At 68.9% G+C, this 26568-nt stretch carries 21 protein-coding genes, 1 pseudogene and 1 riboswitch; of the genes and pseudogenes, 7 read left to right on the top strand and 15 right to left on the bottom strand.

Annotated features, from left to right (window positions below; translation table 11 throughout):
* Positions 1–7 precede the first annotated feature (7 nt).
* The 4 genes from AC07V5_RS06340 to AC07V5_RS06355 form a co-directional block, all read right to left on the bottom strand.
* Positions 8–721 (bottom strand): queuosine precursor transporter, encoded by a 714-nt coding sequence (locus AC07V5_RS06340; protein WP_495114785.1) that lies wholly within the window; start codon positions 719–721, stop codon positions 8–10.
* A gap of 65 nt (positions 722–786) precedes the next feature.
* A complete protein-coding gene (locus tag AC07V5_RS06345; RefSeq protein WP_495114786.1) occupies positions 787–4092 on the bottom strand; it encodes a PAS domain-containing hybrid sensor histidine kinase/response regulator in 3306 nt (1101 codons plus the stop codon).
* A 2-nt stretch (positions 4093–4094) separates the two neighbouring features.
* On the bottom strand, positions 4095–4901 hold the full coding sequence (gene pyrF / locus AC07V5_RS06350) for an orotidine-5'-phosphate decarboxylase (RefSeq protein ID WP_495114787.1): 807 nt from the start codon (positions 4899–4901) through the stop codon (positions 4095–4097).
* Complete coding sequence (locus AC07V5_RS06355) at positions 4901–7144, bottom strand: putative bifunctional diguanylate cyclase/phosphodiesterase (protein WP_495114788.1); 2244 nt, start codon at positions 7142–7144, stop codon at positions 4901–4903. The genes pyrF and AC07V5_RS06355 overlap by 1 nt, the downstream gene beginning before the upstream one ends.
* A gap of 73 nt (positions 7145–7217) precedes the next feature.
* Here AC07V5_RS06355 and AC07V5_RS06360 point away from each other — a divergent pair, with 73 nt between their 5' ends.
* Positions 7218–7727, top strand: coding sequence for a GNAT family N-acetyltransferase (locus AC07V5_RS06360; protein WP_495114789.1), 510 nt, complete (start codon positions 7218–7220; stop codon positions 7725–7727).
* Between the two features lie 53 nt (positions 7728–7780).
* Here AC07V5_RS06360 and purB read toward each other — a convergent pair whose 3' ends face one another.
* Genes purB through AC07V5_RS06380 form a run of 4 tightly spaced genes read right to left on the bottom strand, consistent with a single transcriptional unit; the run spans position 7781 to position 12540 of the window.
* Positions 7781–9157, bottom strand: a complete 1377-nt coding sequence (purB, locus tag AC07V5_RS06365) for an adenylosuccinate lyase (RefSeq protein WP_495114790.1) — start codon at positions 9155–9157, stop codon at positions 7781–7783.
* Between the two features lie 40 nt (positions 9158–9197).
* Positions 9198–10223: a M48 family metallopeptidase gene (locus AC07V5_RS06370; protein ID WP_495114791.1), complete on the bottom strand. Its 1026-nt coding sequence runs from the start codon at positions 10221–10223 to the stop codon at positions 9198–9200.
* Positions 10223–11350, bottom strand: coding sequence for a YjgN family protein (locus AC07V5_RS06375; protein WP_495114792.1), 1128 nt, complete (start codon positions 11348–11350; stop codon positions 10223–10225). Before AC07V5_RS06375 ends, AC07V5_RS06370 begins: the two co-directional genes overlap by 1 nt.
* 2 nt (positions 11351–11352) lie before the next feature.
* Positions 11353–12540: a YjgN family protein gene (locus AC07V5_RS06380; RefSeq protein ID WP_495114793.1), complete on the bottom strand. Its 1188-nt coding sequence runs from the start codon at positions 12538–12540 to the stop codon at positions 11353–11355.
* Positions 12541–12735: 195 nt separating this feature from the next.
* Here AC07V5_RS06380 and AC07V5_RS06385 point away from each other — a divergent pair, with 195 nt between their 5' ends.
* A complete protein-coding gene (locus AC07V5_RS06385) occupies positions 12736–13362 on the top strand; it encodes a glutathione S-transferase family protein (RefSeq protein ID WP_495114794.1) in 627 nt (208 codons plus the stop codon).
* Here AC07V5_RS06385 and AC07V5_RS06390 read toward each other — a convergent pair whose 3' ends face one another.
* Positions 13363–14025, bottom strand: a complete 663-nt coding sequence (locus AC07V5_RS06390; protein ID WP_495114795.1) for a response regulator — start codon at positions 14023–14025, stop codon at positions 13363–13365.
* An 87-nt stretch (positions 14026–14112) separates the two neighbouring features.
* On the bottom strand, positions 14113–15765 hold the full coding sequence (locus AC07V5_RS06395; protein WP_495114796.1) for an FMN-binding glutamate synthase family protein: 1653 nt from the start codon (positions 15763–15765) through the stop codon (positions 14113–14115).
* Between the two features lie 85 nt (positions 15766–15850).
* Here AC07V5_RS06395 and sppA point away from each other — a divergent pair, with 85 nt between their 5' ends.
* A complete protein-coding gene (gene sppA, locus AC07V5_RS06400; RefSeq protein ID WP_495114797.1) occupies positions 15851–17731 on the top strand; it encodes a signal peptide peptidase SppA in 1881 nt (626 codons plus the stop codon).
* On the opposite strand, the gene AC07V5_RS06405 is transcribed toward sppA, so the two are convergent.
* The 4 genes and pseudogenes from AC07V5_RS06405 to AC07V5_RS06420 all read right to left on the bottom strand — a co-directional run bounded on the left by AC07V5_RS06405 (position 17728) and on the right by AC07V5_RS06420 (position 21181).
* A complete protein-coding gene (locus AC07V5_RS06405; protein WP_495114798.1) occupies positions 17728–18855 on the bottom strand; it encodes an ABC transporter permease in 1128 nt (375 codons plus the stop codon). The genes sppA and AC07V5_RS06405 overlap by 4 nt on opposite strands.
* 71 nt (positions 18856–18926) lie before the next feature.
* Positions 18927–19601: pseudogene (gene ccmA / locus AC07V5_RS06410) on the bottom strand (heme ABC exporter ATP-binding protein CcmA); the annotation flags it as partial.
* A complete protein-coding gene (locus tag AC07V5_RS06415; protein WP_495114799.1) occupies positions 19598–20542 on the bottom strand; it encodes an HlyD family secretion protein in 945 nt (314 codons plus the stop codon). The gene AC07V5_RS06415 and the pseudogene ccmA, both read right to left, overlap by 4 nt.
* A gap of 9 nt (positions 20543–20551) precedes the next feature.
* On the bottom strand, positions 20552–21181 hold the full coding sequence (locus AC07V5_RS06420; protein WP_495114800.1) for a TetR/AcrR family transcriptional regulator: 630 nt from the start codon (positions 21179–21181) through the stop codon (positions 20552–20554).
* Between the two features lie 128 nt (positions 21182–21309).
* Between AC07V5_RS06420 and AC07V5_RS06425 the strand changes: the two genes are divergently transcribed.
* The 4 genes from AC07V5_RS06425 to metW all read left to right on the top strand — a co-directional run bounded on the left by AC07V5_RS06425 (position 21310) and on the right by metW (position 25744).
* Positions 21310–22884, top strand: coding sequence for a methyl-accepting chemotaxis protein (locus tag AC07V5_RS06425; RefSeq protein WP_495114801.1), 1575 nt, complete (start codon positions 21310–21312; stop codon positions 22882–22884).
* 31 nt (positions 22885–22915) lie between these two features.
* Positions 22916–23863, top strand: a complete 948-nt coding sequence (locus AC07V5_RS06430) for a hypothetical protein (RefSeq protein ID WP_495114802.1) — start codon at positions 22916–22918, stop codon at positions 23861–23863.
* Between the two features lie 5 nt (positions 23864–23868).
* Positions 23869–23944: riboswitch (SAM riboswitch) on the top strand.
* Positions 23945–23990: 46 nt separating this feature from the next.
* A complete protein-coding gene (gene metX, locus AC07V5_RS06435; RefSeq protein ID WP_495114803.1) occupies positions 23991–25172 on the top strand; it encodes a homoserine O-succinyltransferase MetX in 1182 nt (393 codons plus the stop codon).
* Entirely contained in the window at positions 25169–25744 is a 576-nt protein-coding gene (metW, locus tag AC07V5_RS06440; protein ID WP_495114804.1) for a methionine biosynthesis protein MetW, read from the top strand. The genes metX and metW overlap by 4 nt, the downstream gene beginning before the upstream one ends.
* A 112-nt stretch (positions 25745–25856) precedes the next feature.
* Here metW and AC07V5_RS06445 read toward each other — a convergent pair whose 3' ends face one another.
* Positions 25857–26501 carry a PEP-CTERM sorting domain-containing protein gene (locus AC07V5_RS06445; protein ID WP_495114805.1) on the bottom strand — a complete coding sequence of 215 codons (645 nt, stop codon included), beginning with the start codon at positions 26499–26501 and terminating at the stop codon, positions 25857–25859.
* Between the last annotated feature and the right edge of the window lie 67 nt (positions 26502–26568).

The raw sequence follows: 26568 nt of genomic DNA on the forward strand, positions 1-26568 counted from the left end.
GAGGGGCTCACACCCTCATTGAGAAGGGATTGAAGTTGGTGCCGCGGTCGTAGAAGTCGACGCCCTCGACCCGCTTCAGGAAGCCGACGACCTTGGCCGTCAGCGGATACATGACAGCCTCCCAGATGGTTTTGAACAGGTACTGGGTCACGATGACGGCGAACAGCTGGTCGTTGGGCCAGATGCCGTAGAAGGCGATCAGGAAGAAGACGCCGGTGTCGACGGCCTGGCCGACGACCGTGGAGCCGATGATGCGCGCCCACAGGAAGCGGCCCTGCGTGGCGATCTTCATCTTGGCCAGCACGAAGCTGTTGGCGAAGCTGCCGCAGGCAAACGCGATCATGGAGCCGGCGACGATGCGCCAGGTGTTGCCGAACACGGCGTCCAGGTGCGGCTGGTAGGCCGCCATGAAGTCGTTCTGCGCCGGCGGCAGGTTGACGACCACAAACGCCATGAAGGCCGAGAACACCAGGGCGCCGAAGCCCGCCCAGACGACGCGGCGGTCGCGACCGTAGCCGTAGACCTCGGTCAGGATGTCGCCAAATATGTAGCTGATCGGGAAGAAGAACAGGTCGGCGCCGAAGGTGACGGTGCCGATGATGGGCAACGTCAGCTGGGCCGCCTTGGCCGCGCCGATCAGGTTGGAGCACAGCAGCACGCAGACGAAGGCCGCCATGATCAAGTCGTAGTACTTGAAGTGGCGGGGCGCAGCAGAGTTCATGGCGAGGGCTCGGCTAAAAACGGGCAGCGGATGGTAAGCGCTGCCCGGTGTCGAGCGAGCCCGTGTCAACGCGCAGAGGTCAGGCGCAGCAGGGTCTGGTGCAGCTTGGGCGTGTCGATGGGCTTGGTCAGGAAGTCGTTCATGCCCGCGGCGAAGGCATCGTCCCGCTCCGAGACCAGGGCCGCCGCCGTCAGCGCGACGATGGGCAGCTCGGTGGTCGAGAAATGCTTGCGCAGTTCACGCGTTGCGTCGTGCCCGCCCATGACGGGCATCTGCACGTCCATCAGCACGATGTCGAACGGCTTGCCGATGCTGGCCGCTGCCAGCACGGCCTCGATGGCCTGGCGGCCGTCGCTGGCCTGGGCGACTTCCATGCCCCACTGCTCCAGCTGGGCCACGGCGATGAGCATGTTGACCGGGTGGTCTTCGGCGATGAGCACGCGCCGGCCGTGCAGGGCCTCGTGGCCCGCGCTTTGCGAGCGGGTCTCGCGGGGCTGGTGGGCCATGGGCGCGGGGGCCGCAGGCAGCGGCAGTTCGGCCCAGAAGGCCGAGCCGGTGCCCAGGGTGCTGTTCACACCCACCTCGCCGCCCATCAGCGTGGCCAGCTCGCGGCAGATGGACAGCCCCAGGCCCGTGCCGCCGAAGCGCCGCGTGGTGGACTCGTCGGCCTGCGTGAAGGGCTGGAAGAGGCGGGCCTGCTGCTCCGGCGCGATACCCGGGCCGGTGTCGCGCACCTCGACGTGCACCCACTCGCCGGCGCTGCTGCGGGTGTTGACGGTCAGCGCGCGCACGCTGACGGTGACGCCGCCGGTCTCGGTGAACTTCAGCGCATTGGTCAGGTAGTTGGACAGGATCTGGCGCGTGCGCAGCGGGTCGCCGAAGACCCAGGCCGGCAGGGCCGGGTCGATCTCGACGGCAAAGGTCAGGCCGCGCGCCTGGGCCAGCGTGAGGTAGGCCAGGCGGATGGACGCGAGCAGCTCGCGCAGCGAGAAGGGCTGGGTCTCCAGCGTGAGGCGGCCGGCCTCGATCTTGGAGAGGTCGAGGATGTCCGAGATCAGGCCCGACAGGCTCTCGGCGCTGTCCATCATCTGGTTCAGGTAGTCGCGCCGCTGGGTGTCGGAGATGTCGGGTTGCTGGGCCAGGCGGCCCAGGCCGAGCAGGCCGTTGAGCGGCGTGCGGATCTCGTGGCTGGTGTTGGCCAGGAAGGCGCTCTTGGCGCGGCTGGCGGCCTGCGCCTCGTCCTTGGCCTGGGCGAGCTGGTCCTCCACGCGGCGGCGCTCGGTCACGTCTTCGATGATCCAGATCGTGCCGCCGCGGCTGGGGTGGGCGGGATCGACGGCCTGGGCCAGCAGCCGGGCCAGGAAGGTGGAGCCGTCGCGGCGGCGCATGGTGCGTTCGGCCTCGACCTGCTGGCCGGCGGCGAGCGCCGCCCCGAGGTCGCGGCCGACGGCCTGCCAGCCTTCGACGCTGGGCCAGACGACGCTGCCGTGCTGGCCGAGCAGCGAGCCGCGCTCCCAGCCGAACATGGCCTCGACCCGCGGGTTGGCCAGCACGAACTGCTGGTCGCGTGTCAGTGCGATGCCGATGGACGCGTTCTCCAGGATGGCGCCGTGCACGAGGCGGGTGCGCTCGCTGTCGCTCACGTCGCGCGCATACAGCACGAGGTAGTTCTGCCCGTCCATCTCGAAGGGCGCCACCGACACCAGCATCGAGACGGCGCTGCCGTCCTTGCGGCGGAAGCTGATGGGCACGTTGCTGGCGATGCCGTCGCGCTTGATGGACTCGCGCACGGCCGTGCGGTCGGCCGGGTTGTGCCAGATGCCGATCTCCTCGGAGGTGCGGCCCAGCACCTCGACGCTGCTCCAGCCGGTCAAGGCCTCGAAGGCTTTGTTGACCATCGCGTAGCGGCCGGTCTCGGCCTCGGTCAGCGTGATGAGGTCCGGGCTGGTGGCCACCAGATGGGACAGCAGGCCTTCCGAGCGGCGCAGTGCGTCCTGGGCACGGCTCTGCTCGGTCTGGTCGGTGAAGAAGGTCAGCGTGGCCGGGCCGCTCGCCGTTTCCACGCGCACGCTGGTGGCCTGCACGAGGCGGCGCCGGCGCGACAGTGTGCGCAGCCGGTACTCGGCCATGGGCTGCATGGCGCCAGGGGCGAGGCCTTCGAGCCGTGCCGCATGCTGGCGGGCCGCCTCGTCGTCGCCGGGCTCGTAGTGGCTGAAGAGATCCTGGCCGATCATGCTGGAGCGCTGTGCGTAGCCGAACATGGCCATGGCGGCCGGGTTGGCATCGACGACACGGCCCCAGCGGTGCAGCACCAGCGGGCTGGGCGAGCGGCGAAACAACTCGCGGTAGCGCGTCTCGGTGGCCTGCGCGGTCTGCTCGGCCGCCACCTCGCCCGTCACATCGCGGCCCACGCCCCAGTAGCCACGGAAATTGCCTTGCGCGTCAAAGCGCGGCTCGCCGCTGATGGAGACCCAGCGGGAGCTGCCGTCGGTGCCGACGCGCCGGGCCACCATGCCGTGAAAGGGGCGGCGCGATTCGAGGTCGGCGCGGTGGGCGTCGAGCTCGTCGTCGCTCAGGCCCATGCCGTCGATCTCCCACGGCGCCTTGCCGATGCGGCAGTTCAGGTCCAGGCCAGAGCTGCCGGGGCGTTCCTCGGCAACGTGCGTGAAGCGGAACTCGCGGTCCATCTCCCAGTACCAGTCCACGGCCATGCCGAGCAGCCCGCGAAAGCGCGTCGTGCGCTCCTCCGCCTCGGCCAGGGAGCGCTGCACCATGCGCAGCAGGCCCACACCAGCGATCAGGCCCGAGCCGAGCAGGCTGAACTGCACGACGGTGCGCAGCAGCAGGCTGTTCATGGCCATGGGGTGGGTGGCCCAGCCCATCGCCTCGGCACCGGCCAGCCCGCCCAGCGCGCCGCCGGCGAGCACCGTGAGCAGCAGGCCTGCGCGCAGGCCCAGCATGCCGGTGGCGAAGGTGACGATCAGGCCGGCCAGCGCCAGGCTCAGCGCCCACAGGCCGAGGTCGCGCGACACCGCGACGGTCACCGGCAGCGCGATGACCAGCGCCATCATGAGCAGCGCGACGGCTGGCCGGGACTCGCGGCGCGGGCTGCGCGTCAGCACCAGCAGCCGCACGAAGGCGATCAGGGAGATCAGCGCCGACAGCAGCGGCGGCAGCCAGCCCTCCAGCCATTCCCCGGGCTGGCGGGTGTACCAGAGCAGGCCCGCCACCGGCAGGAAGATGGGCCCGCAGGCCAGCAGGAAGACGCGCGCCGCATGCCATCGCATGCTGGTGGCCAGGCGCATGCGCTGCTGCTCGGGCGGCGCCGCGTGACCGACGAGGCTGCTGAGTTCGTCGTCGGCGCGGCCCATGTTCAGATGAGGCTTCTGCGGGTGGCTTCTGCCACGGCGCGGGCACGCTCGGCGAAGTCCGGGCCCTGGCTGGCGTAGAGGATGGCGCGCGAGGAGTTCACGGCCAGCGGCACGCTGCGGCCCGCGGCCTGCACGACGGCGGCCGCATCGCCACCCTGGGCGCCGACACCGGGCACCAGCAGGGGCAGCGTGGGGGCGAGTTCGCGCACACGGGCGATCTCCGCCGGGTAGGTGGCGCCGACGACGAGGCCCAGTTGGCCGTTGCGGTTCCACTGCGTCTCGGCCAGGTGGGCCAGGTGCTCGAACAGGCGCGGCTGGCCGGGCACGTCGGCCAGGCGCTGCATCTGCCAGTCGTCACCGCCCTTGTTGGACGTGCGGCACAGCAGGATGGCGCCCTTGCCTTCGTAGGCGAGGTAAGGCTCGACAGAATCGAAGCCCATGAAGGGCGACAACGTGACCGCGTCGGCCTGGTAGCGCACGAAGGCCTCGCGGGCGTACTGCTCGGCCGTGGAACCGATGTCGCCGCGCTTGGCGTCGAGGATGACGGGCACGCCGGGGGCGACTTCGTGGATGTGTGAGATGAGGCGCTCGAGCTGGGCTTCGGCGCCGTGCGCGGCGAAGTAGGCGATCTGCGGCTTGAAGGCGCAGACGAGATCCTTGGTCGCGTCCACGATGGCCGCGCAGAAGTCGAAGAACTTGGACGCGTCGCCCGCCCAGGTGCCCGGCAGCTTGCCCGGCTCGGGATCGAGGCCGACGCACAGGCGTGATTGAGGAGTCAGGGCTTGGAGCTGGGCAACGAAACTTGTCATCAGATGGCGTAGACGGAGATGGGAGCGTCGGTGGTCGAGGTCTGAGCGTGCACGAATTCTGCAAAGGCCTCAGCGGGCAGCGGCCGGCTGAACAGATAGCCCTGCACGGCCTGGCAACCCTGGCGGCGCAGGAAGGCGAGCTGGCCTTCGGTCTCGACGCCCTCGGCCAGTGTTTCCAGGCCCAGCGCGCTGGCCATGCGGATGACGGCGTCGACGATGGCGCGGTCTTCGGCGTCGTCGGTCAGGTCGCGCACGAAGGACTGGTCGATCTTGAGCTTGCTGACGCGGAACTTCTTCAGGTAGCTCAGTGACGAGTAGCCGGTACCGAAGTCGTCGATGGACAGGCGCACGCCACGGGCATGCAGTTCGTTCATGACGGTGATGGCGACGCTCGGGTTGTCCATCGCGGCGCCTTCGGTCAGCTCCAGCTCCAGGCGTTCGGCCGGCATGCCCACTTCGTCCAGCACGCGGCCGACCAGCTCGGGCAGGTCATCGTGGCGGAATTGCACGGCCGACAGATTGACGGCCATGGTCAGCTCGGGCAGGCCGGCGGCGTCCCAGCGGCCCAGCTGGCTCAGGGCCTCGCGCAGCACCCACTCGCCGATGGGCAGGATCAGCCCGGACGTCTCGGCGATGGGGATGAATTCCGCTGGCGACACCCAGCCGAGCTCGGGGTGCTGCCAGCGCAGCAGGGCCTCGGCGCCGATGATGTGGCTTTCGCCAGCGGGGTCCAGTGCGAACTGGGGCTGGTAGTGCAGGCTGAGTTGCTGCCGCTCCAGCGCGCGGCGCAGCGCGTTCTCCAGCTGCAGCGCGCGGGCCGACTGGGCCTGCATCTCGCTCGTGAAGAAACGGTAGGCGTTGCGGCCGTCCTTCTTGGCGCGGTACATGGCCGCGTCGGCGCATTTGCACAGCGTCTCGAAGTCGTCGCCGTCGGTCGGGAACATCGCGATGCCCATGGACGGTGTGACGGTCAGCTCCTGCTGGTCGACGTGGAAGGGGGCGCTGGCCAGGGCCATCAGCTTGGTGGCCAGGTGGGCGGCGCCCGCGATGTCGGTCAGCGGCAGCACGAGGACGAATTCGTCGCCGCCGGTGCGGGCCACCGTGTCCTGCTCGCGCACGGCGCCGCGCAGCCGCGAGGCGAGCTGGGTTAGCAGGCTGTCGCCGACGCTGTGGCCCAGGGAGTCGTTGACGTTCTTGAAGTGGTCCAGGTCGAGGAAGAGCACGGCCAGCGGCTCGTCGCTGCGGCGGGCAATGTCGATGGCCTGGCTGGCGCGGTCGGCGAGCAGATGGCGGTTGGGCAGGCCGGTCAGGCCGTCGAACAGCGCCAGGCGCTCGGCGCGCGCTTCCGCCGCCTGCTGCTCGGCCACCTTGAGCTCCAGGGCCGCGACGGTCTGGCTGAGCTGCTGGGTGCGCTGCTCCACCAGGGCTTCGAGCTGGGCCTTGGCCTGCACCAGCTCCAGTTCGGCCTGCTTGCGGGCGGTGATGTCCTGCGTGATCCAGATCGAGCCGCGTGACAGGTCACTGCGGTCGATGGCCTTGCTGCGCACCTCGCAGTAGATGGAGGTGCCGTCCTTGCGGCCGAGCAGCATCTCGGCGTGGAAGGAGTCGCCGCGCGACAGTGGCGCGTAGCAGAGGTCGGCAGCCGCCTGCCAGTCTTCGTCGCTGAGGTACCAGGCGCGCGACAGCTGGCCGTCGAGTTCGCCCGGCCCGTAGCCGAAGAGCTGCTCGAAGGCGCGGTTGCAGCGCGTCACGCGGCGGCCGCGCAGGAAGACGATGCCGACCATGGCGTGGTCGAAGATGAGCTGCTGCTCGGCGTGCAGGTCGGCCAGGGTGGCGTCGGCCAGCTTGCGTTCGCTGATGTCGTCGACGATCCAGATCGAACCGTCGGCCGGGTCGGCGGGGTTGATGAGCCGGCCGGTCAGGTGGGCCCAGAACAGCTCGCCGTTCTGGCGCCGCATCAGCTGTTCGTCGCGGAAGGTCTCGCCGGCCGCCAGCACCGGGTAGGCGCGTGCGCCCAGGCCGCGGGCGTCCTGCTCGGATTCGTAGAGCTCCAGGCTGCTGTGGCCGACGGTGGCCTCGGGGCTGTCGAAGCCGTAGATCTCGGCGTAGCGCTGGTTGCAGCGCACCAGCGTGCGCGCTTTCACGAAGACCACGCCGACGCCCGCGTTGGCCAGGATGACGTCCAGCTCGCGCAGGGCCTGGCCGAGCGCGGAGTTGTCGCTGGAGTCGGGCGCGAGATTCATGAACGGGCTATGCGGCGGCCGGGGTCGGTTAAGCGGGCAGGAATTGGAGCATGACCGGTTATTGTCTTGTCTCATGCATATCCTGGATACCGAACGCCTGTCGCTGCGTGAATTCACACCGCTCGACGCGCCCTTCTTGCTGCGCCTGGTCAACGAGCCTGGGTGGCTGCGCAACATCAACGACCCCGGCGTGCGCACGACCGACGACGCGCTGGCCTGGGCCGATGGGCGGCTCTTCAAGGCCTATCGCGAGCTCGGCCACGGTTTCTGGGCCGTCGAGCGCCGCGCGGATGGCGTGCTCGTCGGCATGTGCGGGCTCTTCAAGCGCCCGGCCCTGCCGGAGCCCGACCTGGGCTATGCGCTGCTGGCCGAGCACGAGGGCCGCGGCTATGCGCTGGAGGCGGCACGGGCCTGCGTGGCCCATGCGCGCGAGCGCTTCAACTGGCCGACGCTGATGGCCATCACGGCCGTTGACAACCCACCCAGCGTGGCGCTGCTGGGCAAGCTGGGGTTTGTCGAGCAGGGCCAGGAACAACTCGAGGGCTACAACGAGCCCTCGAGAGTGTTCCGGTTGGCTCTCTAGCCAGTTGGGGACAGAGCTACTCGCTGTGCTCGATCGGTCTGCCCCGCAAAACCTTAGATTCGCTTGGCGAGGTCCTGGGCCAGACCCGTATAGCTGCCCGGCGTCATCTTCAGCAGCCGGGCTTTCTCCGCCTTGGGCAGGTCCAGCCCCTCGATGAAGGCGCGGATGGATTCCTGCGTGATGGCCTTGCCGCGGGTCAGCTCCTTGAGCTGCTCATAGGGGTTGGGCAGGCCGAAGCGGCGCATGACGGTCTGGATGGGTTCGGCCAGCACTTCCCAGGCGGCGTCGAGGTCGTCGGCCAGCGCGGCTTCGTTCACTTCCAGCTTGCCCAGGCCCTTGGCCAGCGAGTCGTAGCCCAGCAGCGCATAGCCCAGGCCCACGCCCATGTTGCGCAGCACGGTGGAGTCGGTCAGGTCGCGCTGCCAGCGGCTCACGGGCAGCTTCTGGCTCAGGTGCGTCAGCACCGCGCTGGCCAGGCCGAAGTTGCCTTCCGCGTTCTCGAAGTCGATGGGGTTGACCTTGTGCGGCATCGTCGAGCTGCCGATCTCGCCGGCCTTGGTGCGCTGCTTGAAGTAGCCCAACGAGATGTAGCCCCAGACGTCGCGCGACCAGTCGATCAGGATGGTGTTGGCGCGCGTAAACGCGTCGAACAGCTCGGCCATGTAGTCGTGCGGCTCGATCTGGATCGTGTAGGGGTTGAAGCTCAGCTTGAGCTGCTTCTCGATGACGGTCTTGCTGAAGGCTTCCCAGTCGTGCTTGGGCCAGGCCGACAGGTGGGCGTTGAAGTTGCCGACCGCGCCGTTCATCTTGGCCAGCGGCTTCACCGCCGCGATGCGCGCACGCGCCGTCAAAAGGCGGGCCACGACGTTGGCGATCTCCTTGCCCACCGTCGTCGGGCTGGCCGTCTGGCCGTGCGTGCGCGACAGCATCGGCACAGCGGCGAACTGGTGAGCCATCTTGCGCAGCGTGGCGACGATGCCGTCCAGCGCCGGCAGCATGACTTCGTCGCGCGCCGCCTTCAACATCAGCGCGTGGCTGGTGTTGTTGATGTCCTCGCTGGTGCAGGCGAAGTGCACGAACTCGGACGCGGCCAGCAACTCCGGCTGGCCCTCGAAGCTGCGCTTGATCCAGTACTCGACCGCCTTCACGTCGTGATTCGTCGTGCGCTCGATGGCCTTGATCTCCTCGGCATCGGCCTCGCTGAACTTCTTCACGAGGCGGCGCAGGCGCGAGCGCGCGGCACTCGACAGCGGCTTGAACTCCTTGAAGCCGGCGTCGGACAGCGCGATGAACCACTCCACCTCGACCTGCACGCGGCGGTGCATCAGCCCGTACTCGGACAGCAGCGGGCGCAGCGCGCTCACCTTGGCGGCGTAGCGGCCATCCAGCGGCGACAGGGCGCTGATCGGGTTGAAGTCGGTGGTGGTCATGGCGGGCCGGCGAATCGTGGAAAACCCGCGATTCTAGTTTTCAGCGCTCGCTGAAGAACTTCACGCGCTCTTCGTCGGCCGGATGGGTCGAGATCGCGATGGCCACGGGGTTGTTGCCCACGGTCCCGTGCTTCTTGGCCACGCGTTCGAAAAACACCCCCATGCGCGAGGTGTCCACGCCGCCCGCGCGGGCCAGCGTGCGGCCATAGAGGTCCGCTTCGCGCTCGTTGTCGCGTGAGTAGGCGTTGCTCGCCAGCACGGCCGGCGCGGCAGCCAGCAGTGCCGAGAAGTCGCCGACGATGACCGAGGCCACCACGCTGACCGCGCCCGCACGCAGCATCAACCGCAGGCCGTGGCGGTGCTGCACGTGGCCCAGTTCGTGGGCCAGCACCGTCATGACGGCATCGGGCTCGTCGTCCAGCAGCTCCAGCAGCGCATCGGTGATGACGATGTCGCCGCCCGGCAGTGCAAACGCGTTAGGCCCCAGCGCCTTGCCACCATCGCGGAAGTGAATCTCGAAGCGCTCGGGCACGGCCGGCCCGCCGCCCGCCTGAGCCTGGACCATGGCCTTGGCCCAGCGGCTCTGCCAGGCCCGCCGCTGCGCTGAGCTGAGCTTGCTGGGCTTGAGCCACTCGCCGTCCAGGCTGTTCATCAGATGCTCGCCCAGCGAGCGTTCGGCAGACAGCGGCAGGGCATCGACTGCGGTGTCCACCGCCCACGGCAGGCCCCAGCGCCAGCCGGCCAGCAGCACGGCCACCAGCAGCACCAGCGACAGCACGGCCAGCCGCCAGCTCTGCTGCCAGCGCACCACGGCGCTGTCGCCACGACCCGAGGCGCGCGCCCAGGCGTCGAAGGCCAGCGCATCGGCAAAGCTCAGCAGGCCGCCACCGGGCAGCAGGATCTGACGCTGGCCGTGGCGCTGGCGCTCGGGCCAGGTGGCGCCAGACAGCGGCACGGTCTGGTCGCCGAAGTGCAGTGCCTGGCCATCCAGCCACACATCCACCGGCCGCGCGCGGGCGCTGCGGCCATCGAACCAGTCGGCGGTGAGGCGGGGGCGGTCGTCCATCACAGGCCCAGGTCGATGCCGAAGAAGTCGCCGGCGAAGTCGCCCGCGGCGTTGGCGCTGAGCGCCGCCTCGTCGCCAGCCCAGCCATCGACGTCGGCCGTCGTCTCCACCGTCACGGCTTCCAGCCGCAGCTGCGCGGTGGCGACAGCGGCAAACGGGCGGTAGAGGCCGAGCGTGATCGCCACCAGCAGCCAGTTCTTCAGCGTCAGCGTGGCCAGGTCCATCGTGCCCAGTTCGCTCGTGAAACGGATGCTGTCGCTCACGGTGCGTGACCAGACCATGTTCTGCAGTCCGGCCGTGAAGGCCGAGCTGACCCAGACATAGGCCGCGCCATAGACCAGGGCCACGCCGGCCATCGGCAGCCAGCTGCCGGCTCCATGCGTGGACGGCAGCACGATGGCCGCCACGATGCCGGCGACGATGATCGCCACGGCACCGAGGGCGCCGGCCCGGAAACTCAGCCCGTAGACCTGCGAGGGTTCCAGCCAGGTGCGTGTCTGCTCATGGGCATAGCGGTAGTGGTTGTGCTGGTAGCGCTTCGCAAGGCCCAGCGTCCACGGCACCATCAGGTTTATTGCCAGAGCGCCGATGCCCGCCAGGGCACGCCAGGCCGTGCCCGCGTCTTCCGGCAGGGTGACGAGCAGCAGCAGCGGTACGCCGATGGGCAGGAAGACCTTGTAGGCGCCCGCAACGCTGCCGGCAAAGCCGAAGCGCAGGCCGCGCCAGCTCGTGTGGGTCAACCTGAAGCGCATGCCCGCGCGCCACAGCGGCGGCCACAACAGCAGCAGGGCCGCGAAGGCCAGCGCGCCGAGCGCGGGTGAGGCCCAGCCCAGGCCGCCGTACAGCGCCAGCAGCACGACCAGCAGCACGAAGCCGCGGAACATCTTCCACGGGTCGCCATGGAAGCTCAGCGCCTGGCCGTCGACCAGCGTGTTGGCGTAGAAGTAGCGGATGCGCCGCGCCTTGGCGAAGGGCAGGTAGAAACCGAGCGTCACCAGCGTCAGCAGCATGTTGACGGCCCAGATGCGGAAGTATTCGCTGCCGGAGCCGGTGAAACGGATCTCCAGCGTGCGCTTCGGCGGCGCCACGGGGAGGGCGGCGAAGCCGGGTTCCAGCGCGTCCTGCATGCTCACAGCCCCATGTCGATGCCGAAGAAGTCGCCGGCGATCTCGCCCGTGGCGTCGGCATGGCCGGCCTGGCTCGTGGCCACCCAGTCGGCCGGGTCTTCGTCGCAGCCGATGCTGACGGCCTCCAGGCGCAGCCGGGCCGTGGCGACCGCCGCGAAGGGCCGGTACAGGCCCAGCGTCAAAGCGGTCAGCAGCCAGTTCTTCAGCGTCAGGCCGAAAAGCGGGAAGAAGCGCAGGGTGCTGCGAAAGGCCAGCGCCTCGCTGCGCGTGCCGTTCCAGGCCAGGTTCTGCATGCGTGCGGCGCCGTAAGGCATGACGACGGCGAACATCAGCAGATAGCCCAGCGTCGCGCCGATGGCGATCATCACCATGCCCAGCATGGCTCGGTCCGGGCCAGCGCCCAGGCTGCGGCTGATGCCGACGAACACCGCGACGACGCCGCCGGCCAGGATCATCGGCACCGCGGCAACGCCAATCATTTCGAGCGCCAGCAGATAGATCCTGGCCACCGACAGCCGCACGCGGCTGTGCTGGCCGGCGATGCGGTAGCCGTTGTGTTGGTAGCGCTTGAACAGCGTCAGCGACCAGGGCGTCAACAGCAGGATGCCGAGCACGCCCAGCAGGTTCAGCCACATGGCGCCCGTGAACTTGCCGATGGGCGTCGGGCTGTCTGGCGCAAGCAGCGTGCCGCTCGCGACCAGCGCGATGGTGGGCAGATAGGTCGGCGCGCAGGCCAGGTAGGCGCCCGCCAGCGAGCCCTCGAAGCGCATGCGCAGGCCGCGCCAGCTGGTGTTGCCCAGGCGGAACTGCAGCGAGGCCCGCCACAGCGCGGGCCAGACGGCGCACAGGATCAAGAAGGCGAAGAAGGCCGCCGTCGGCGACAAATGCCCGGCGCCGCTGTAGATGCCCATCAGCACGACCAGCAGCAAGAAGCCGCGGAACATCTTCCATGCGTCGCCGTGGAAGCTCAGCGCCTGCCCATCGACCAGCGTGTTGGCATAGAAGTAACGGATGCGCCGCGCCTTGGCGAAGGGCAGGTACAGGCCCAGCGTGACGAGGATGAGCAGCAGGTTGACCGCCCAGATGCGGAAGTACTCGCTGCCCGAACCCGTGAAGCGGATTTCAAGGACACGCGGTGCGGGCGGCAACGGCGCGGGAGCCGCGGCGGGGGCGGCGTCGGTATCGAGCATGGGATCTCCCTGGATGACGGCCACCGTCTTGCGCAGCGGGCCGGGCAGCACTTTGGGGGCGGCGCGCCCGGCTGGCAACCCCCGCGTGAGGTGGCTGTGTACGGGAGCCGACAGGCCTTTTTCACGGGCAGGGCGCCCTAGGGCGCTGGCTAGAATCGTTTCGACTTGTGACCCCAGTGTTTGCCTATGACCGCGATGAAGTTGATCGGATCTCTCACCAGCCCTTATGTGCGCAAGGTGCGCATCGTGATGGCCGAGAAGAAGCTCGACTACCAGCTGGTGCTTGAGGACGTCTGGGGCAGCGACGCCATCCTGAAGATGAACCCGCTGGGCAAGGTGCCCTGCCTCGTCATGGAGGGCCAGGACTCGATCACCGGCGCCGTCTTCGACTCGCGTGTCATCGTCGAATACGTCGACACGCTGTCGCCCGTCGGCAAGCTCATCCCCGAGCGCGGCCGCGAGCGTTGCGAGGTGCGCACCTGGGAGGCGTTGGCCGACGGCATCATGGACGCAGGCATCCTCGTGCGCATGGAGCGCACCTGGGCTCACCGCCCACCGGAGCAGCGCAGTCCCGCATGGATAGACCGTCAGCTGACCAAGGTGAACGCTGCGCTGGCCGCGATGAGCCAGGGCCTGGGCGAGAAGCCCTGGTGCTCGGGCACGCACTTCTCGCTGGCCGACATCTCGCTGGGCTGCGCTCTCGGCTGGCTGGAGTTCCGCTTCCCGGAGATCAACTGGCGCGAGACCTACCCCAACCTGGCGCGCCACATGGACAAGCTGTCCCAGCGCCCGAGCTTCGCGGACACCGTGCCGGTGGCCTGATCAGGCGATCAGGAGCTCCCTTGATCTGACGTGCAGCAGGCGCACCAAGCGCCAGACGCGGCGTTCGATCTCGGCGACTTCCAGCTTCCACAGCGTCGCGATCTCGGTCAGCAAGAGGCCCTGGGCCAGCAACGTCAGCAGATGGCGGCTGGCCTGTTCGATCTGGCGGCCGGCGGGGCTGGCGTCCAGAGGCGCCGAAGTCTGGCGGGCCGTGACGATGGGGCTGCGCTCGATGCCGAAGGCCGCCAGGGCCTGGCGGGCCAGTTGCGGGCTGAGGCTGGCGCGGCGGTCGTGCAGGCGGGTCAACGCCTCCACCAAGCCGTTGCCGCTGCCGTCGTCCACGTGATAGGCATTGGCACCGGCGCTCAGCGCCGCAAACAACTGCAGATCGTCGGCCGTTGGCGTCAGGAGCAGCAATTGGGGGCGCACGGCCAGCCGGCCGAGTTCGTGTGCCACGCGCATCGCATGGCTGTCCACCAGGCGCAGGTCACTGGCGACGATGTCGGGCGCCAGCGCCGCGATCTCCGGCAGCGCGTCGGTCAGGTGGCCGTGGCTGCCAGCCAGTTCCACGCCTTCGGCCTGCAGCAGCAGGGAGCGGGTGCGCTGCAGCGTGGTCTCGCTGAGACGAAGGAGGTAGACGGTGGGCATGGCAGAGGAAGACAACGCTCCCCATTGTGCGCGTTTCGGGCGCCATCCCCCTAACTTGTAGCCGTCCTCCCCCGCGTCCAGGCGGTTGCCCGGAGCGGTCGCTCAGTGTGTGCGTTCGATCGCGCCCTGGGGCGCAAAGCTGTGGGCGCTGGCCAGCGGCCAGTAGATCCTGAAGGTGTTGTGCGGCAACTCACCGCGCAGCACGGCGCCAGGCTCGACGAAGGGCAGCAGATTGGCCAGCAACCGCACCTCGTGCTTGTCCAGCCGGTGCACGATGTGCTGGGCGGTGATCTCCTGCGGGTGGCACAGGCCGGCGGCCTCGACGAGTTCCTTCAGCGCCTTCAGCGTGTTCTGGTGGAAGTTGGCGACGCGCTGGGCTTTGTCGGGCACGACGATGGCGCGCTGGCGATGCGGGTCCTGCGTCGTCACGCCGGTCGGGCAGTGGCCGGTGTGGCAGGCCTGGGCCTGGATGCAGCCGAGCGCGAACATGAAGCCGCGCCCCGCGTTGCACCAGTCGGCGCCCAGGGCCATCAGGCGCACGATGTCGAAGGCCGTCGTGACCTTGCCGGCGCAGCCGATCTTGATCTTGTGGCGCAGGTTCAGGCCGATCAGCGCGTTATGCACCAGCAGCAGGCCTTCCTGCACCGGTGCGCCGACATGGTTGGTGAACTCCAGCGGTGCCGCGCCCGTGCCGCCCTCGGCGCCGTCGACGACGATGAAGTCGGGCGTGATGCCGGTCTCCAGCATGGCCTTGCAAACGGCGAACCACTCCCACGGGTGGCCGATGCAGAGCTTGAAGCCGGTGGGCTTGCCGCCCGACAGCGTGCGCAGCTTCTCGATGAACTGCATCATCTCGACGGGTGTCGAGAAGGCGCTGTGGCGGGCCGGCGAGATGCAGGCCTGGCCTGCCGGCACACCGCGCGCGGCGGCGATCTCTTCCGTCACCTTGGGGCCGGGCAGCACCCCGCCATGGCCGGGCTTGGCGCCCTGGCTGAGCTTGAGTTCGATCATCTTGACCTGGGGGTCGCGGGCAGCGGCCTCGAAGCGCTCCGGGCTGAAGCTGCCGTCGTCGTTGCGGCAGCCGAAATAACCCGAGCCGATCTCCCAGATCAGGTCGCCGCCATGCACGCGGTGGTGGGCGCTGATCGAGCCTTCCCCGGTGTCGTGGGCGAAGCCGCCGATCTTGGCGCCCTTGTTCAGCGCCAGGATGGCGTTGGCGCTCAGGGCGCCGAAGCTCATGGCCGAGATGTTGAAGACGCTGGCGGAGTAGGGCTGGGCCCGGTCGGCGCCGATGGTGATGCGGAAGTCGTGGCTGGTGAGATGCGTCGGGGCCAGCGAGTGGTTGATCCACTCATAGCCGCGGGCGCCAACGTCCAGCTGGGTGCCGAAGGGGCGCTGGTCGGGCTCGCCCTTGGCACGCTGGTAGACGATGGAGCGCTGGGCGCGCGAGAAGGGCGCGGCGTCGTTGTCACCTTCGAGGAAGTACTGGCGGATCTCCGGGCGGATGAACTCCAGCAGGAAGCGCAGATGGCCGATGACCGGGTAGTTGCGCAGGATGGAGTGGCGCTGCTGGCGCACGTCGCGCAGGCCCAGCAATGCCAGCGCGAGGAAGGCGAGCACCAGCACGCCATCGTTGAGCCCGCCCATCCAACTGATGGCGAAGAACAGCGCCAGCAGGCCACACAACATCCAGGTCAGATAGCGCAGCGGGAAGTGCTCGTTGATGCGTCGCGTCCAGCTGGGCCAAGCAAGCATGAGGGGTCCTCTCAACCATGACTGACGGAGCTTAAGGCCGCCGGCCCTCACAATCGCCGCGCATCAACCCTCAAGGTAGCTGTCGATGAAGTCCGTGTTCTCCGCAATCGGCTGGTTCTTTTCCAAAGCCTGGTGGCTGCTCGACGGCACGCGCCGGGCGCTGATGAATCTCTTTGTGCTGCTGCTCATCGTCATCTTCGTCACGGCCATCCTGACGCGCGGCCCCAAGCCCCTGGCAGACAAGACCACCCTCGTGCTCAAGCTCGAGGGCAACCTCGTCGAGCAGTTCTCCGGCAGCCCGCGCGATCAGCTGATGGCGCAGGCCCAGGGCCGCGGCAGCCCGCGCCAGACGCGGCTGCGCGACGTGCTGGCCGCGCTGGAGCAGGCCGCCAAGGACGACAAGATCGGCGCCGTGCTGCTGGACGTGGAAGAGCTGCAGGGGGCGGGTCTTGCCGGCCTGCATGAAGTTGCCAGCGCGCTGCAGCGCTTCAAGAAAAGCGGCAAGCCCGTCGTCACCTATGCCGACAGTTACAGCCAACGCGGCTACTTCCTCGCGGCGCAGGCCGGCGAGGTCTACCTGCACCCGATGGGCATGGTCATGCTGGAGGGCTTCGGCCGCTGGCGCACCTACTACAAGGACGCGCTGGACCGCATTGGCGTGACGGCGCACGTCATGAAGGTCGGCACCTACAAGAGCTTTGCCGAGCCCTACATCGCCAACGGCCCCAGCCCCGCGACGCTGGAGGCCGAGGGCCTGGTCTACGGCGAGCTGTGGGGCGGCTTCACCGGCGCCATCGAGACGGCGCGCAAGCTGGAGGCCGGCAGCATCGGCCGCAGCATCGACCAGATCCCGCAGCTGCTGGCCGCGGTGAAGGGCGATGCCGCCCAGATGGCCCTGCAGGCCAAGCTCGTCGATGGCCTGAAGACGCGCGACCAGATGCGCGAGCTGCTGATCTCCAAGGGCGCCAAGGACGAGGAGAGCAAGAGCTTCCGCCAGGTGTCGCTGGCCCAGTACATGGCCTATGTGAAGGAGGGCAGCGCACCGAACAAGCTGCAGCCGGGCATCGGCATCGTCGTGGCCGAGGGCGAGATTGTCGACGGCGATGCCGGCCCAGGCCGCATCGGCGGAGACTCCACCGCCCGCCTGATCCGCAAGGCCCGCGAGGATGAGGCCATCAAGGCCGTCGTGCTGCGCGTGAACTCGCCCGGCGGCAGTGCCTTCGCGTCCGAGATCGTGCGCCGCGAGCTGGAGCTGACGCGCCAGGCCGGCAAGCCCGTTGTGGTCTCGATGGGCGACGTGGCGGCCTCGGGTGGCTACTGGATCTCGATGGCCAGCGACGCCGTCATCGCCGACGCCGGCACCATCACCGGCAGCATCGGCGTGTTCGGCATCCTGCCCACGGCCGAGGGGTTGATGGACAAGCTGTCGCTGCACACCGGCGGCGTGACGACGACCTGGCTGGCCGGCGGCTACGACCTGCGCCGCCCGCTGGACCCGCGGCTGCAGGCAGCCGTGCAGGCCGGTGTCGAGAACATCTACGCCCGCTTCACCACCCTTGCAGCCCAGGCGCGCAAGAGCACGCCCGAGAAGATCGACGCGGTCGCCCAGGGCCGCATCTGGACGGGTTCGCAGGCCAAGGCGCGCGGTCTGGTGGACCGGTTGGGCAGCTTCGACGACGCCGTGCAGACGGCCGTGCAACTGGCCAAGCTGGAGGTGAAGGCCGGCGAGAGGCCGCGCCTGGCCTATGTGGAGCGTGACCTGAGCCGCAGCGAGCGGCTGATCGCGTCGCTGACCGATGTGATGGCGCCGTCGCTGGCCCAGGCCGTGGGGCAGTCGCTGGGCCTGGACGCGCTGCCGGCGCCCGTCGTGGAGGAGCTGGCGGCGCTGAAGGACTTGTCCAAGGTGGCTGCGCGCGGCAAGTGGGATCGCGCCGCTGCCGTGCACTGCCTCTGCGGCGTGCCCTAGTCCAAGGTCTGGCGATAACGCATCAACGCCACGCCACCGGCGACAGCCAGGAAGGCCAGCATCGGCCACAGCTCGGGCAGCAGCTCTGCCGCGCCCGAGCCCTTGAGCATGACGCCGCGCACGATGCGCAGGAAGTGCGTCAGCGGCAGCGCCTCCCCCAGCACCTGCGCCCAGCCCGGCATGCCGCGAAACGGGAACATGAAGCCCGACAGCAGCATGGACGGCAGGAAAAAGAAGAAGGTCAGCTGCAGGGCCTGCAACTGGTTCCTGGCGAGCGTGGAGAACGTGAAGCCCACGCCCAGGTTGGCGAGCATGAAGACGCCGATCATGGCCAGCAGCAGCGTGACGCTGCCCACCATGGGCACGCTGAACAGCGCAAAGGCCGCGCCCAGGATGACGCCCAGCTGCACATAGCCCAGCACGACGTAGGGCAGGATCTTGCCGACCATGACCTCGATGGGCCGCACCGGTGTGGCCAGCAGGTTCTCCATCGTGCCGCGCTCGCGCTCGCGCGTCATTGCCAGCGCGGTCAGCATCACCATGGTCATCGTCAGGATGGTGCCCACCAGGCCGGGCACGATGTTGTAGCGGGTCAGGCCCTCGGGGTTGTAGCGGCGCTGGATGCGCACCTCGAACGGCGGCGGCTGCGGTGCCCGCGAGGCCAGCGCGCCCCGCAGGTCGCGGTTCAGCGCGGTCTGGCCCAGCTGGCTCAGGGCGGCGATGGCATTGCCCGAGGCCGAGGGGTCGGTCGCGTCAGCGGCAATCAGCAGCGCTGGCTTCTCGCCGCGCACGACGCGGGCACCGAAGTCATCCGGCACGATGACGAGGAACTGGATGTCGCCGCGCTGCAGCAGCGCGTCGCCGTGCGACTCGGCGATACCGCTTTCGACGACGCGGAAGTAGCCGCTGGTCTGCAGCGCAGCGACGAGGCTGCGCGCCATCGGGCTGGTGTCCTGCGACACGATGGCCGTGGGCAGGCCTTTGGGGTCGGTGTTGATCGCGTAGCCGAACAGCACCAGCTGCATGATGGGCACGCCTGCCGCCATCGCGAAGGTGAGCTTGTCGCGCAGCATCTGCTGCACCTCCTTCAGCGCGATGGCGAACATGCGGGCCAGGGCTTGCATCAGCTCGCCCCCGCAAAGTTGTCGGTGGCCTGGGCGACCAGCTTGACGAAGGCGTCTTCCAGGTCGCTGGCGCCCGCCGCCTGCACGATGGACGCCGCCGTGCCGCGCGCCAGCACGCGGCCGTAGGCGATGTAGACCAGTTCGCTGCAGCGCTCGGCCTCGTCCATGTAGTGCGTGGAGACGAGCACCGTGATGCCCTCGCCGGCGAGTTGGTGGATCTGGTCCCAGAACTCGCGCCGCGCCTTGGGGTCGACGCCGGCGGTGGGTTCGTCCAGCAGCAGCAGGCGCGGCTGGTGCAGCAGGCAGGCGGCCAGGGCCAGGCGCTGCTTCCAGCCGCCGGACAGCGCGCCGGCCAGCTGCTTCTGGCGAGTGGCCAGGCCCAGCCGCTCCAGCGCACTGTCGACGGCTTCGCGGCGATTCGGCATGGAGAACAGGCGCGCGATGAAGTCCAGGTTCTCGCGGATCGACAGGTCTTCGTAGAGGCCGAACTTCTGCGTCATGTAGCCGACCTGCCGCTTGACCTCGGCGGCCTGGCGGCGGAAGTCCAGGCCCAGCACCTTCCCCTCGCCGGCGTCGGGCGTCAGCAGGCCGCAGAGCATGCGCAGCGAGGTCGTCTTGCCGCTGCCGTTCGGCCCGAGGAAGCCGACGATGCGGCCGGTGGCGACCTGCATGTCGACGCCATCGACGACCTTGCGGCCGGCGTAGGCCTTGCTCAGCCCTTTGACGTCAATCGCCAGCTCGATCATTGCGTCACGTCCAGCGGTTGCCCCGGATGCAGCCGCTCCGCGTCCTCGGCCTTCACCGGCCGCGCCTCGACGAGGAAGACGAGCTTGTCGCGCTGCTGGTTGGAGTAGATGACGGGCGGCGTGTACTCCGGGCCGGCCGCGATGAAGCTGATGCGCGCGGGAATGGCCGCGCCGCAGCCGTCGCAGCGCAGGCTCACCGGCGCATCCAGCTTCAGGCTGCCCACCGCCGATTGCGGCACGTAGAAGCGCGCCTTGCGGTTGGCCGGTGGCAGCAGGGCCAGCACCGGCTGGCCGGCAGCGACCCATTCGCCGGGGCGCATGAACACGTCCTGCACGCGCGCCGGCATGGGCGCGCTCTGGCGCTTCTGCTCCACGCGCCAGGCCGTCTGCGCGCGGCTGCTCTGCGCGGCTTCGGCCAGCGCGCGGGCGGCGCTGCGCTCGTCGTCGCGGGCAGGCAGTTGGGCGACCGTCAGCGCGGCCTCCAGTTCGGCGACGCGGGCGCGTGCCTGGGCCAGCGACGTCGCGGCCTCGTCCACGCGAGCCTTGGCGATGAAGCCCTGGGCGAGCAATTGCTGCTGGCGTGCGAGCTCAACGCTGGCCAGCCGCTCGGCCGCGCGGGCCTGCTCCAGCTGGGCCCGCGTGACGGCCACCTCGGGCGCGCGCCGGCCCTTGTCGGCATCCGCCGCCTGCGCGCGGGCGCCCTGTGCCCGGGCCTGTGCTTCGGCATCGGCCGCGAGCTCGGGCGTCGCGTCCAGCTCGAACAGCGCCTGGCCGGCCGTGACCGCTTCACCTGAGCGTACGGCCAGTGACGTCAGCCGCCCGGCCGCCGGCGGCGCGATGTAGACCAGCTCGGCCTCGGCATAACCCGTCCAGCCCTCGGGAGGCTTGTCGCCGCAGCCGGCCAGCAGGGCCAGCATCAGCAGCAGGGAGATTTGTGTCATTGCGACTCCTCAGACACCGCTGGCCAGGCCGAGCAGCGCCCATTCGATGCGGCGCTGCAGGGCGGCGTCGGACATCACTTCGCCTTCGACGGCGGCCAGCAGCGGCGGCGGCACCGCCTTGACCGACAACATGCCGCCGGCAAGCACGACGGGCGCGACGACGGCACCCATCAGGAAGGAAAAGCGCGTCAGCAGCGGCTGCGGCGCCAGGCGCCCCTGCGCCTCGGCCTCCTGCATCAGCGCCATCAGCACGCCCAGATGGCGCGGCGCATTCGTGCGCAGGAAGTCCTGGGCCACGGCCTGGCCGCCTTGCGCATCGGCCCAGACGCGCGCGATCAGCGGCCGGTGCTCGCGCACAAAGCGCGCCACGCCCAGCAGCGCCGCGGCCAGGCGCTCCATCACGTCGCCATCGCCGGCGCTTGTCAGCGACAGCGCGCTGAACATCTCCTCGTAGTGCCGCTGCAGCAGCGTGCGCAGGAAGGCGTCCTTGCTGCCGAAGTGGTAATGGACCATGGCCGGATTGACACCCGCGGCCTCGGCCACGCGGCGCACCGACAGGCCCGCGCAGCCGAGCTCGGGGTAGAGGGCGGCGCCGGCGGCGAGCAAGGCCTGGTCCTGATCCTGGCTGGGGCGGGGCATGTCGCCGATTATTGGTCAAGTGTTCAGTAACTGCAAGATGCGGCAAAAGGTCTCTTGCTATCAGCGGGTGCTTCACTAGCATGCTGACCAACAAGATCGCGCCCAGCGGTCGACCTAGGAGACATGACATGGACCTGGCCACCTGGATGCGCAACTTCACGATCCGTACCCGCATGCAGGGCGCCATCGTCATGGTGCTGCTGATGTTTGCCGCCTTGGGCGTGACCGGCCTGCTCGGCGGCCGCCAGCTGATGGCGCTCAATGTCGACGTCACGACGCATGCGATGCAGGACCTGCGTCACCTGGCCGCCATCCGCCAGGCGCTGGCCGACGTGCGGCTGGAGGAGAAGCAGATGGTCATCGCCTACGAGGACCCCGACCAGGTCAAGCAGTTCCGCCAGCGCTGGGACGCCGCTGCCCAGCGCCTCACCCAGCCCCTGCAGGGCCTGCAGGAGGGCAAGCAGGAGGACAACAAGGCCGCGGCGGCCGAGGCGCTGAAGTTCCTGCAGGACTACCGCACGGCGGCCCAGCCGGTGCTTAACCAGATCGAGGCGGGCGGCTTCGACACTGCCAAGGTGGCCGACCGCATGCTGAACCGGCCCAAGGCGGCGATGCGCGAGATCGAGAAGCGCGTTGAGACGATTGCCGGCTTGATCGACGCGCAAGCCAAGGCCACCGAGGCCGAGTTCAGCGCCGAGATGGGCCGCATCGCCTGGCGCTCGCTGGCCGTGCTCATCGTCGTCATGGTGCTGGTCGTGCCGCTGACGCTGATCAACTCCTCCACCATCACCAGCCCGATGCGCTATGCCGGCACTGTGGCCCAGTCCATCGCCGGTGGTGACCTGAACAACGACATCCGCGTTGTCGGCCGCGACGAAGCCACCGACCTGCTGCGCGCGCTGGACGCGATGCAGGCCAGCCTGCGCGACCTGGTCCGCCAGGTGAAGACTTCGGCACAGAGCATCGAGACGGCCAGCAGCGAGGTGGCCTCGGGCAACCAGGACCTGAGCCAGCGCACCGAGCAGGCCGCGTCCAGCCTGCAGCAAACGACGAGTTCGATGGTGGACCTGACCAGCGGCGTGCGCCATGGAGCGGACGCCGCCGGCAAGGCGCGCCAGCTCGCCGAGGGCGCGGCCGAGGTAGCACGCCGCGGCGGCCAGGAGGTGGCCGATGTCGTCAAGACCATGGACGAGATCAACACCAGCTCGCGCCGCATCGGCGACATCCTCGGCCTCATCGACAGCATCGCCTTCCAGACCAACATCCTGGCGCTGAATGCGGCTGTCGAGGCGGCGCGGGCCGGTGAGCAGGGCCGCGGCTTCGCCGTCGTGGCCAGCGAGGTGCGCCTGCTGGCCCAGCGCTCGGCCGATGCGGCGCGCGAGATCAAGGCGCTGATCGCCGCCAGCGTCGAGCGCACCGCGACCGGTGCCCGCCTCGTGCAGCATGCCGGCCTGACGATGCAGGAGATCGTCGACAACGTGCAGAAGGTCAGCGACATGATCGGCGAGGTCGCCGCCGGTGCCGCCGACCAGAGCTCACGCATCGGCCAGATCAACGGTGCCGTCAACCAGCTCGACCACATGACGCAGCAGAACGCCGCGCTGGTCGAAGAATCCGCCGCCGCGGCGGACAGCCTGCGCCAGCAGCTGCAGTTGCTGACGGGTGCGGTGGCGCAGTTCCGGCTGGATGGGCAAAGCCACTAGACTGCGCGCAAAAAACGGCAGGGAGGCCGGCGTGCTGCGAGTCAAGGTGTTGGCTGTGGGGTCGTTTGCAGCCCTCGGTATGGTGGTGTGGTGGTTGTGGTCGGCGGGCATGAACGAGCCCGCCATGGCGATGCCGGACACAGCTGCGCCTGGCGCGTTGTCCGAGATGCAGCGAACCGGCACGGCGCCGGGCCCGGCCACGTCAGCGTCCCAGCCTTTGCCACGGGACATCTTTGAGGGGGTGCATCAACGCCCTGGCAGCGGCGGTGGCGACCTTGTGAAGCGGTACTACCGCGTCAACACCGAAGACATGGCCAAGGTCCAGCGCGCGCTGGCTGGCAGCTCTGCCGCGGAGGCACTGCAGGCGGCGCAATTGCTGACCCGCTGTGCCAACTCGGATCGCGACGTCCAGGGGCTCTTCGAGGCGCGCGACCAGCAGCCCTGGATCCTGTCCAAACTTGGGCTGGGGATCGGCATCGACAAGATGATCGAGAACGCCCAGTCCCTGCAGCGGGACTGCCAGGTCTTCAACGCGGCAACGCATGCACGCACCGGCTCGCTGTTCGAGCAGGCCTATGTTGGCGGCGCCAGCAATGCGGCGCCAGCGTATCTGCGCTGGCTGCAGCGTGATGGCGCCGAGGCGGCTCCGCCGGCCCTGACCGCCGACCTGCAGCGTTACATCCGTGGTCAAGCCGAGTCGGCGGATGCAGCCACGCTGATGCTCATCGCCTTGACCAACGACCCCGAAGGTCTGGGCATCAGCGCCGTGGACCGGGTCGGTTTCGAACGCGCCTGGCGCCGTATCCACGAGGTCGATCAAAGCAGCGACGTCGGCCTGGTCTGGGGTGCGCTCCAGAAAGTGGTGGCGTTGATCGGCGACAAGCCGCTGCAGCTGACGCCCGAGCAGGAGGCTCAGGCCGACGCGCTGGCGAAGCGGGTCTTCACGGAGCATCAACGCCGCCAGCGACCCGTGAGCTAGACTGGGTGCATCACAGCGCCGATTTGTTCCGGATTGCGGGCGCTCAATAAATGCCGCTAAACAGGGCTCCGAGATCAACCGGCGTCCGCAACAGTGGCGCCGGTTTTTTCTTTTCTGGAGTGAGGCCATGACGGGCCGTAGCGTCGGCGAGGTATCGCCGCAGAGTTTTCATTTCGACGAGCCCCTGCCGCTGCGCAGCGGCGCCAGCTTGGGCGCCTACGACTTGGTGGTCGAGACCTACGGCCAGTTGAATGCCGAGCGCAGCAACGCGGTGCTGGTGTGCCACGCGCTGAACGCCAGCCACCACGTGGCCGGCACCTACGCCGGCCAGGCCAAGAGCGAGGGCTGGTGGGACAACCTCATCGGCCCGGGCAAGCCGCTGGACACCGACAGGTTCTTCGTCATCGGCGTCAACAACCTCGGCTCCTGCTTTGGTTCCACCGGCCCCATGCATGCCAACCCGGCGACCGGCCGCGCGTGGGGGGCGGACTTCCCCGTCGTCACCGTGCAGGACTGGGTGGACGCGCAGGCCCGCGTCGTCGAGCGCTTCGGCATCCTGAAGCTGGCGGCGGTGCTGGGTGGCTCGCTCGGTGGCATGCAGGCGCTGGACTGGGCGCTGCGCTACCCGGAGCGCGTGGGGCATTGCATCGCCATTGCGACGGCACCCAATCTGTCGGCGCAGAACATCGCCTTCAACGAGGTGGCCCGCCGCGCCATCGTGACCGACCCCGACTTCCACGGCGGCCACTTTTACGCCCACGGCGTGGTACCCAAGCGCGGCCTGCGCGTGGCGCGCATGATCGGCCACATCACCTACCTGAGCGACGACGTCATGGCCGAGAAGTTCGGCCGCGAGTTGAAGGGCGGGAAGGATGGTGCGCTGGGCTACTCGACGCAGGACATCGAGTTCCAGATCGAGAGCTATCTGCGTTACCAGGGCGACAAGTTCAGCGACTACTTCGACGCCAACACCTATCTGCTCATCACCCGCGCGCTGGACTACTTCGACCCGGCTTCCGAACACGGCGGCGACCTGTCGCGGGCCTTCGCCAAGGCGCGGGCGAAGTTCCTCATCGCCAGCTTCACGACCGACTGGCGCTTCTCGCCCGACCGCTCGCGCGAGATCGTCAAGGCGCTGCTCGACAACCGGCTGGACGTGAGCTACGCCGAGATCGATGCGCCCCATGGCCACGACGCCTTCCTGCTCGACGACCCGCGGTATCACGGCGTGCTGAAGGCCTATTTCGAGCGCATCGCCGTGGAGCTTCAGCGCCCCGGAATGCTTCAGTTCAAGGGGGTGGCCGTATGAGCTTCGACCCGGCAATCGCGGCCCTGGTGCCGCCCGGCTCGCGAGTGCTCGACCTCGGCTGCGGCACCGGCGAGCTGCTCGAGCACCTCATCAAGCACAAGGGCTGCAGCGGCTACGGCGTGGAGCTGGACGACGCCAACCTTCTGGCCTGCGTGAAGCGCGGCGTCAACGTCATCCAGCGCAACCTCGAAGAAGGCCTGGCCATCTTCGAGGACCAAAGCTTCGACGTCGTGCTGCAGCTGGAGACGCTGCAGAACCTGCGCAATGCCGAGGCCATGCTGAAGGAGACGGCGCGCGTGGGCAAGAGGGGCATCGTCAGCTTTCCTAACTTCGCCCATTGGCCCAACCGGTTGCAGGTGCTGTTCGGCCGCATGCCGGTGACACGTGCGCTGCCCTATGAGTGGTACGACACGCCCAACATCCGCGTCGGCACGTTCGCCGACTTCGGCGTGCTGGCGCGCAAGAACCGCCTCAAGATCCTCGACAGCTTCGGCCTGCAGGACGCGCGCGTGGTGCGCATTCGGCCCAATCTGATGGCGAGCGTGGCGGTGTTCAAGTTCGAAAGGGAGTAGGCGCCCGCACGCGTGTCCTCAAACCACAGGGTGACGTCAGTTGCGTTGTGGCGGCCGGTCGGGCGACTACGGCGAACGTGCCGATCACCTTCGCCTGGAAGGACGGCGGGCGTCAGGCCGGGCGCTTCTGCATCCGCAGGCTAATCAAGCCGAGGCCGGCGGCCAGCAGGGCACAGCTGGCGGGCTCGGGCACCGGCATCGCTGCTCCGCTGAACTTCAGCCCGTCCACGGCCAGCCACGCGTAGCCGTTGCCGCCGGCATTCGTGTCGCTGTCCACCACCCGGAAATAGAAGGTATCGCCGCCATGGAATCCCGCGGCGGCCAGGTTGAAGGTCTGCGTCGACCAGCTGTCGCTCAAGGGCGCGGCGATGCTGCCGACGACGGCTTGGTTGCCGTCCAGGATCTCGTAGCGGTTGGCGCCATTCCCGAACTGCCCGGCCCAGCCGGTTGCCAGCCACTGGAGGGACTCGAAGCTGGCTTTCAGTGGTCCCGACGTGAGGGTGCCGGTGAACGACTCGCTCGGCGCGCCGGGTGCGCCGGAGATGGCGAATCGGCTGCCCTCGCCTGGCGGGATGTGCACGCTGGCGCCGGCTTGCGTGACCACCGACCAGGCATTGCCCGCGGTTGTCCAGCCGGACGGCAGGCCGTCCTCGAAATCAGCGATGGAAGGCGTGGCGGCGTGAGCGCCGAGGGCGCCGATCAGGCCAATGGCCGCGGCGGTGTGCGTGAGGAACGGGTGGAGCTTGGCAAGTTTCATGACGGTTCTCCTGGAGCGAGGTTGAAAGAAGGGTGCAGTCGTGTTCGCGGACTGCGGCGCGTTGCAG

The organism is Roseateles sp. GW821-FHT02E12 (assembly GCF_059421665.1).

Coding starts and splice junctions, on each gene's coding strand:
- AC07V5_RS06340 (WP_495114785.1), bottom strand. CDS start 721: ATGAACTCTGCTGCGCCCCGCCACTTCAAGTACTACGACTTGATCATG.
- AC07V5_RS06445 (WP_495114805.1), bottom strand. CDS start 26,501: ATGAAACTTGCCAAGCTCCACCCGTTCCTCACGCACACCGCCGCGGCC.
- sppA (WP_495114797.1), top strand. CDS start 15,851: ATGAAGTCCGTGTTCTCCGCAATCGGCTGGTTCTTTTCCAAAGCCTGG.
- AC07V5_RS06380 (WP_495114793.1), bottom strand. CDS start 12,540: ATGCTCGATACCGACGCCGCCCCCGCCGCGGCTCCCGCGCCGTTGCCG.
- metW (WP_495114804.1), top strand. CDS start 25,169: ATGAGCTTCGACCCGGCAATCGCGGCCCTGGTGCCGCCCGGCTCGCGA.
- AC07V5_RS06405 (WP_495114798.1), bottom strand. CDS start 18,855: ATGCAAGCCCTGGCCCGCATGTTCGCCATCGCGCTGAAGGAGGTGCAG.
- AC07V5_RS06385 (WP_495114794.1), top strand. CDS start 12,736: ATGAAGTTGATCGGATCTCTCACCAGCCCTTATGTGCGCAAGGTGCGC.
- AC07V5_RS06425 (WP_495114801.1), top strand. CDS start 21,310: ATGGACCTGGCCACCTGGATGCGCAACTTCACGATCCGTACCCGCATG.
- AC07V5_RS06415 (WP_495114799.1), bottom strand. CDS start 20,542: ATGACACAAATCTCCCTGCTGCTGATGCTGGCCCTGCTGGCCGGCTGC.
- AC07V5_RS06420 (WP_495114800.1), bottom strand. CDS start 21,181: ATGCCCCGCCCCAGCCAGGATCAGGACCAGGCCTTGCTCGCCGCCGGC.
- AC07V5_RS06395 (WP_495114796.1), bottom strand. CDS start 15,765: ATGCTTGCTTGGCCCAGCTGGACGCGACGCATCAACGAGCACTTCCCG.
- AC07V5_RS06375 (WP_495114792.1), bottom strand. CDS start 11,350: ATGCAGGACGCGCTGGAACCCGGCTTCGCCGCCCTCCCCGTGGCGCCG.
- metX (WP_495114803.1), top strand. CDS start 23,991: ATGACGGGCCGTAGCGTCGGCGAGGTATCGCCGCAGAGTTTTCATTTC.
- pyrF (WP_495114787.1), bottom strand. CDS start 4,901: ATGACAAGTTTCGTTGCCCAGCTCCAAGCCCTGACTCCTCAATCACGC.
- AC07V5_RS06360 (WP_495114789.1), top strand. CDS start 7,218: ATGCATATCCTGGATACCGAACGCCTGTCGCTGCGTGAATTCACACCG.
- AC07V5_RS06355 (WP_495114788.1), bottom strand. CDS start 7,144: ATGAATCTCGCGCCCGACTCCAGCGACAACTCCGCGCTCGGCCAGGCC.
- AC07V5_RS06370 (WP_495114791.1), bottom strand. CDS start 10,223: ATGGACGACCGCCCCCGCCTCACCGCCGACTGGTTCGATGGCCGCAGC.
- purB (WP_495114790.1), bottom strand. CDS start 9,157: ATGACCACCACCGACTTCAACCCGATCAGCGCCCTGTCGCCGCTGGAT.
- AC07V5_RS06345 (WP_495114786.1), bottom strand. CDS start 4,092: ATGGGCCGCGCCGACGACGAACTCAGCAGCCTCGTCGGTCACGCGGCG.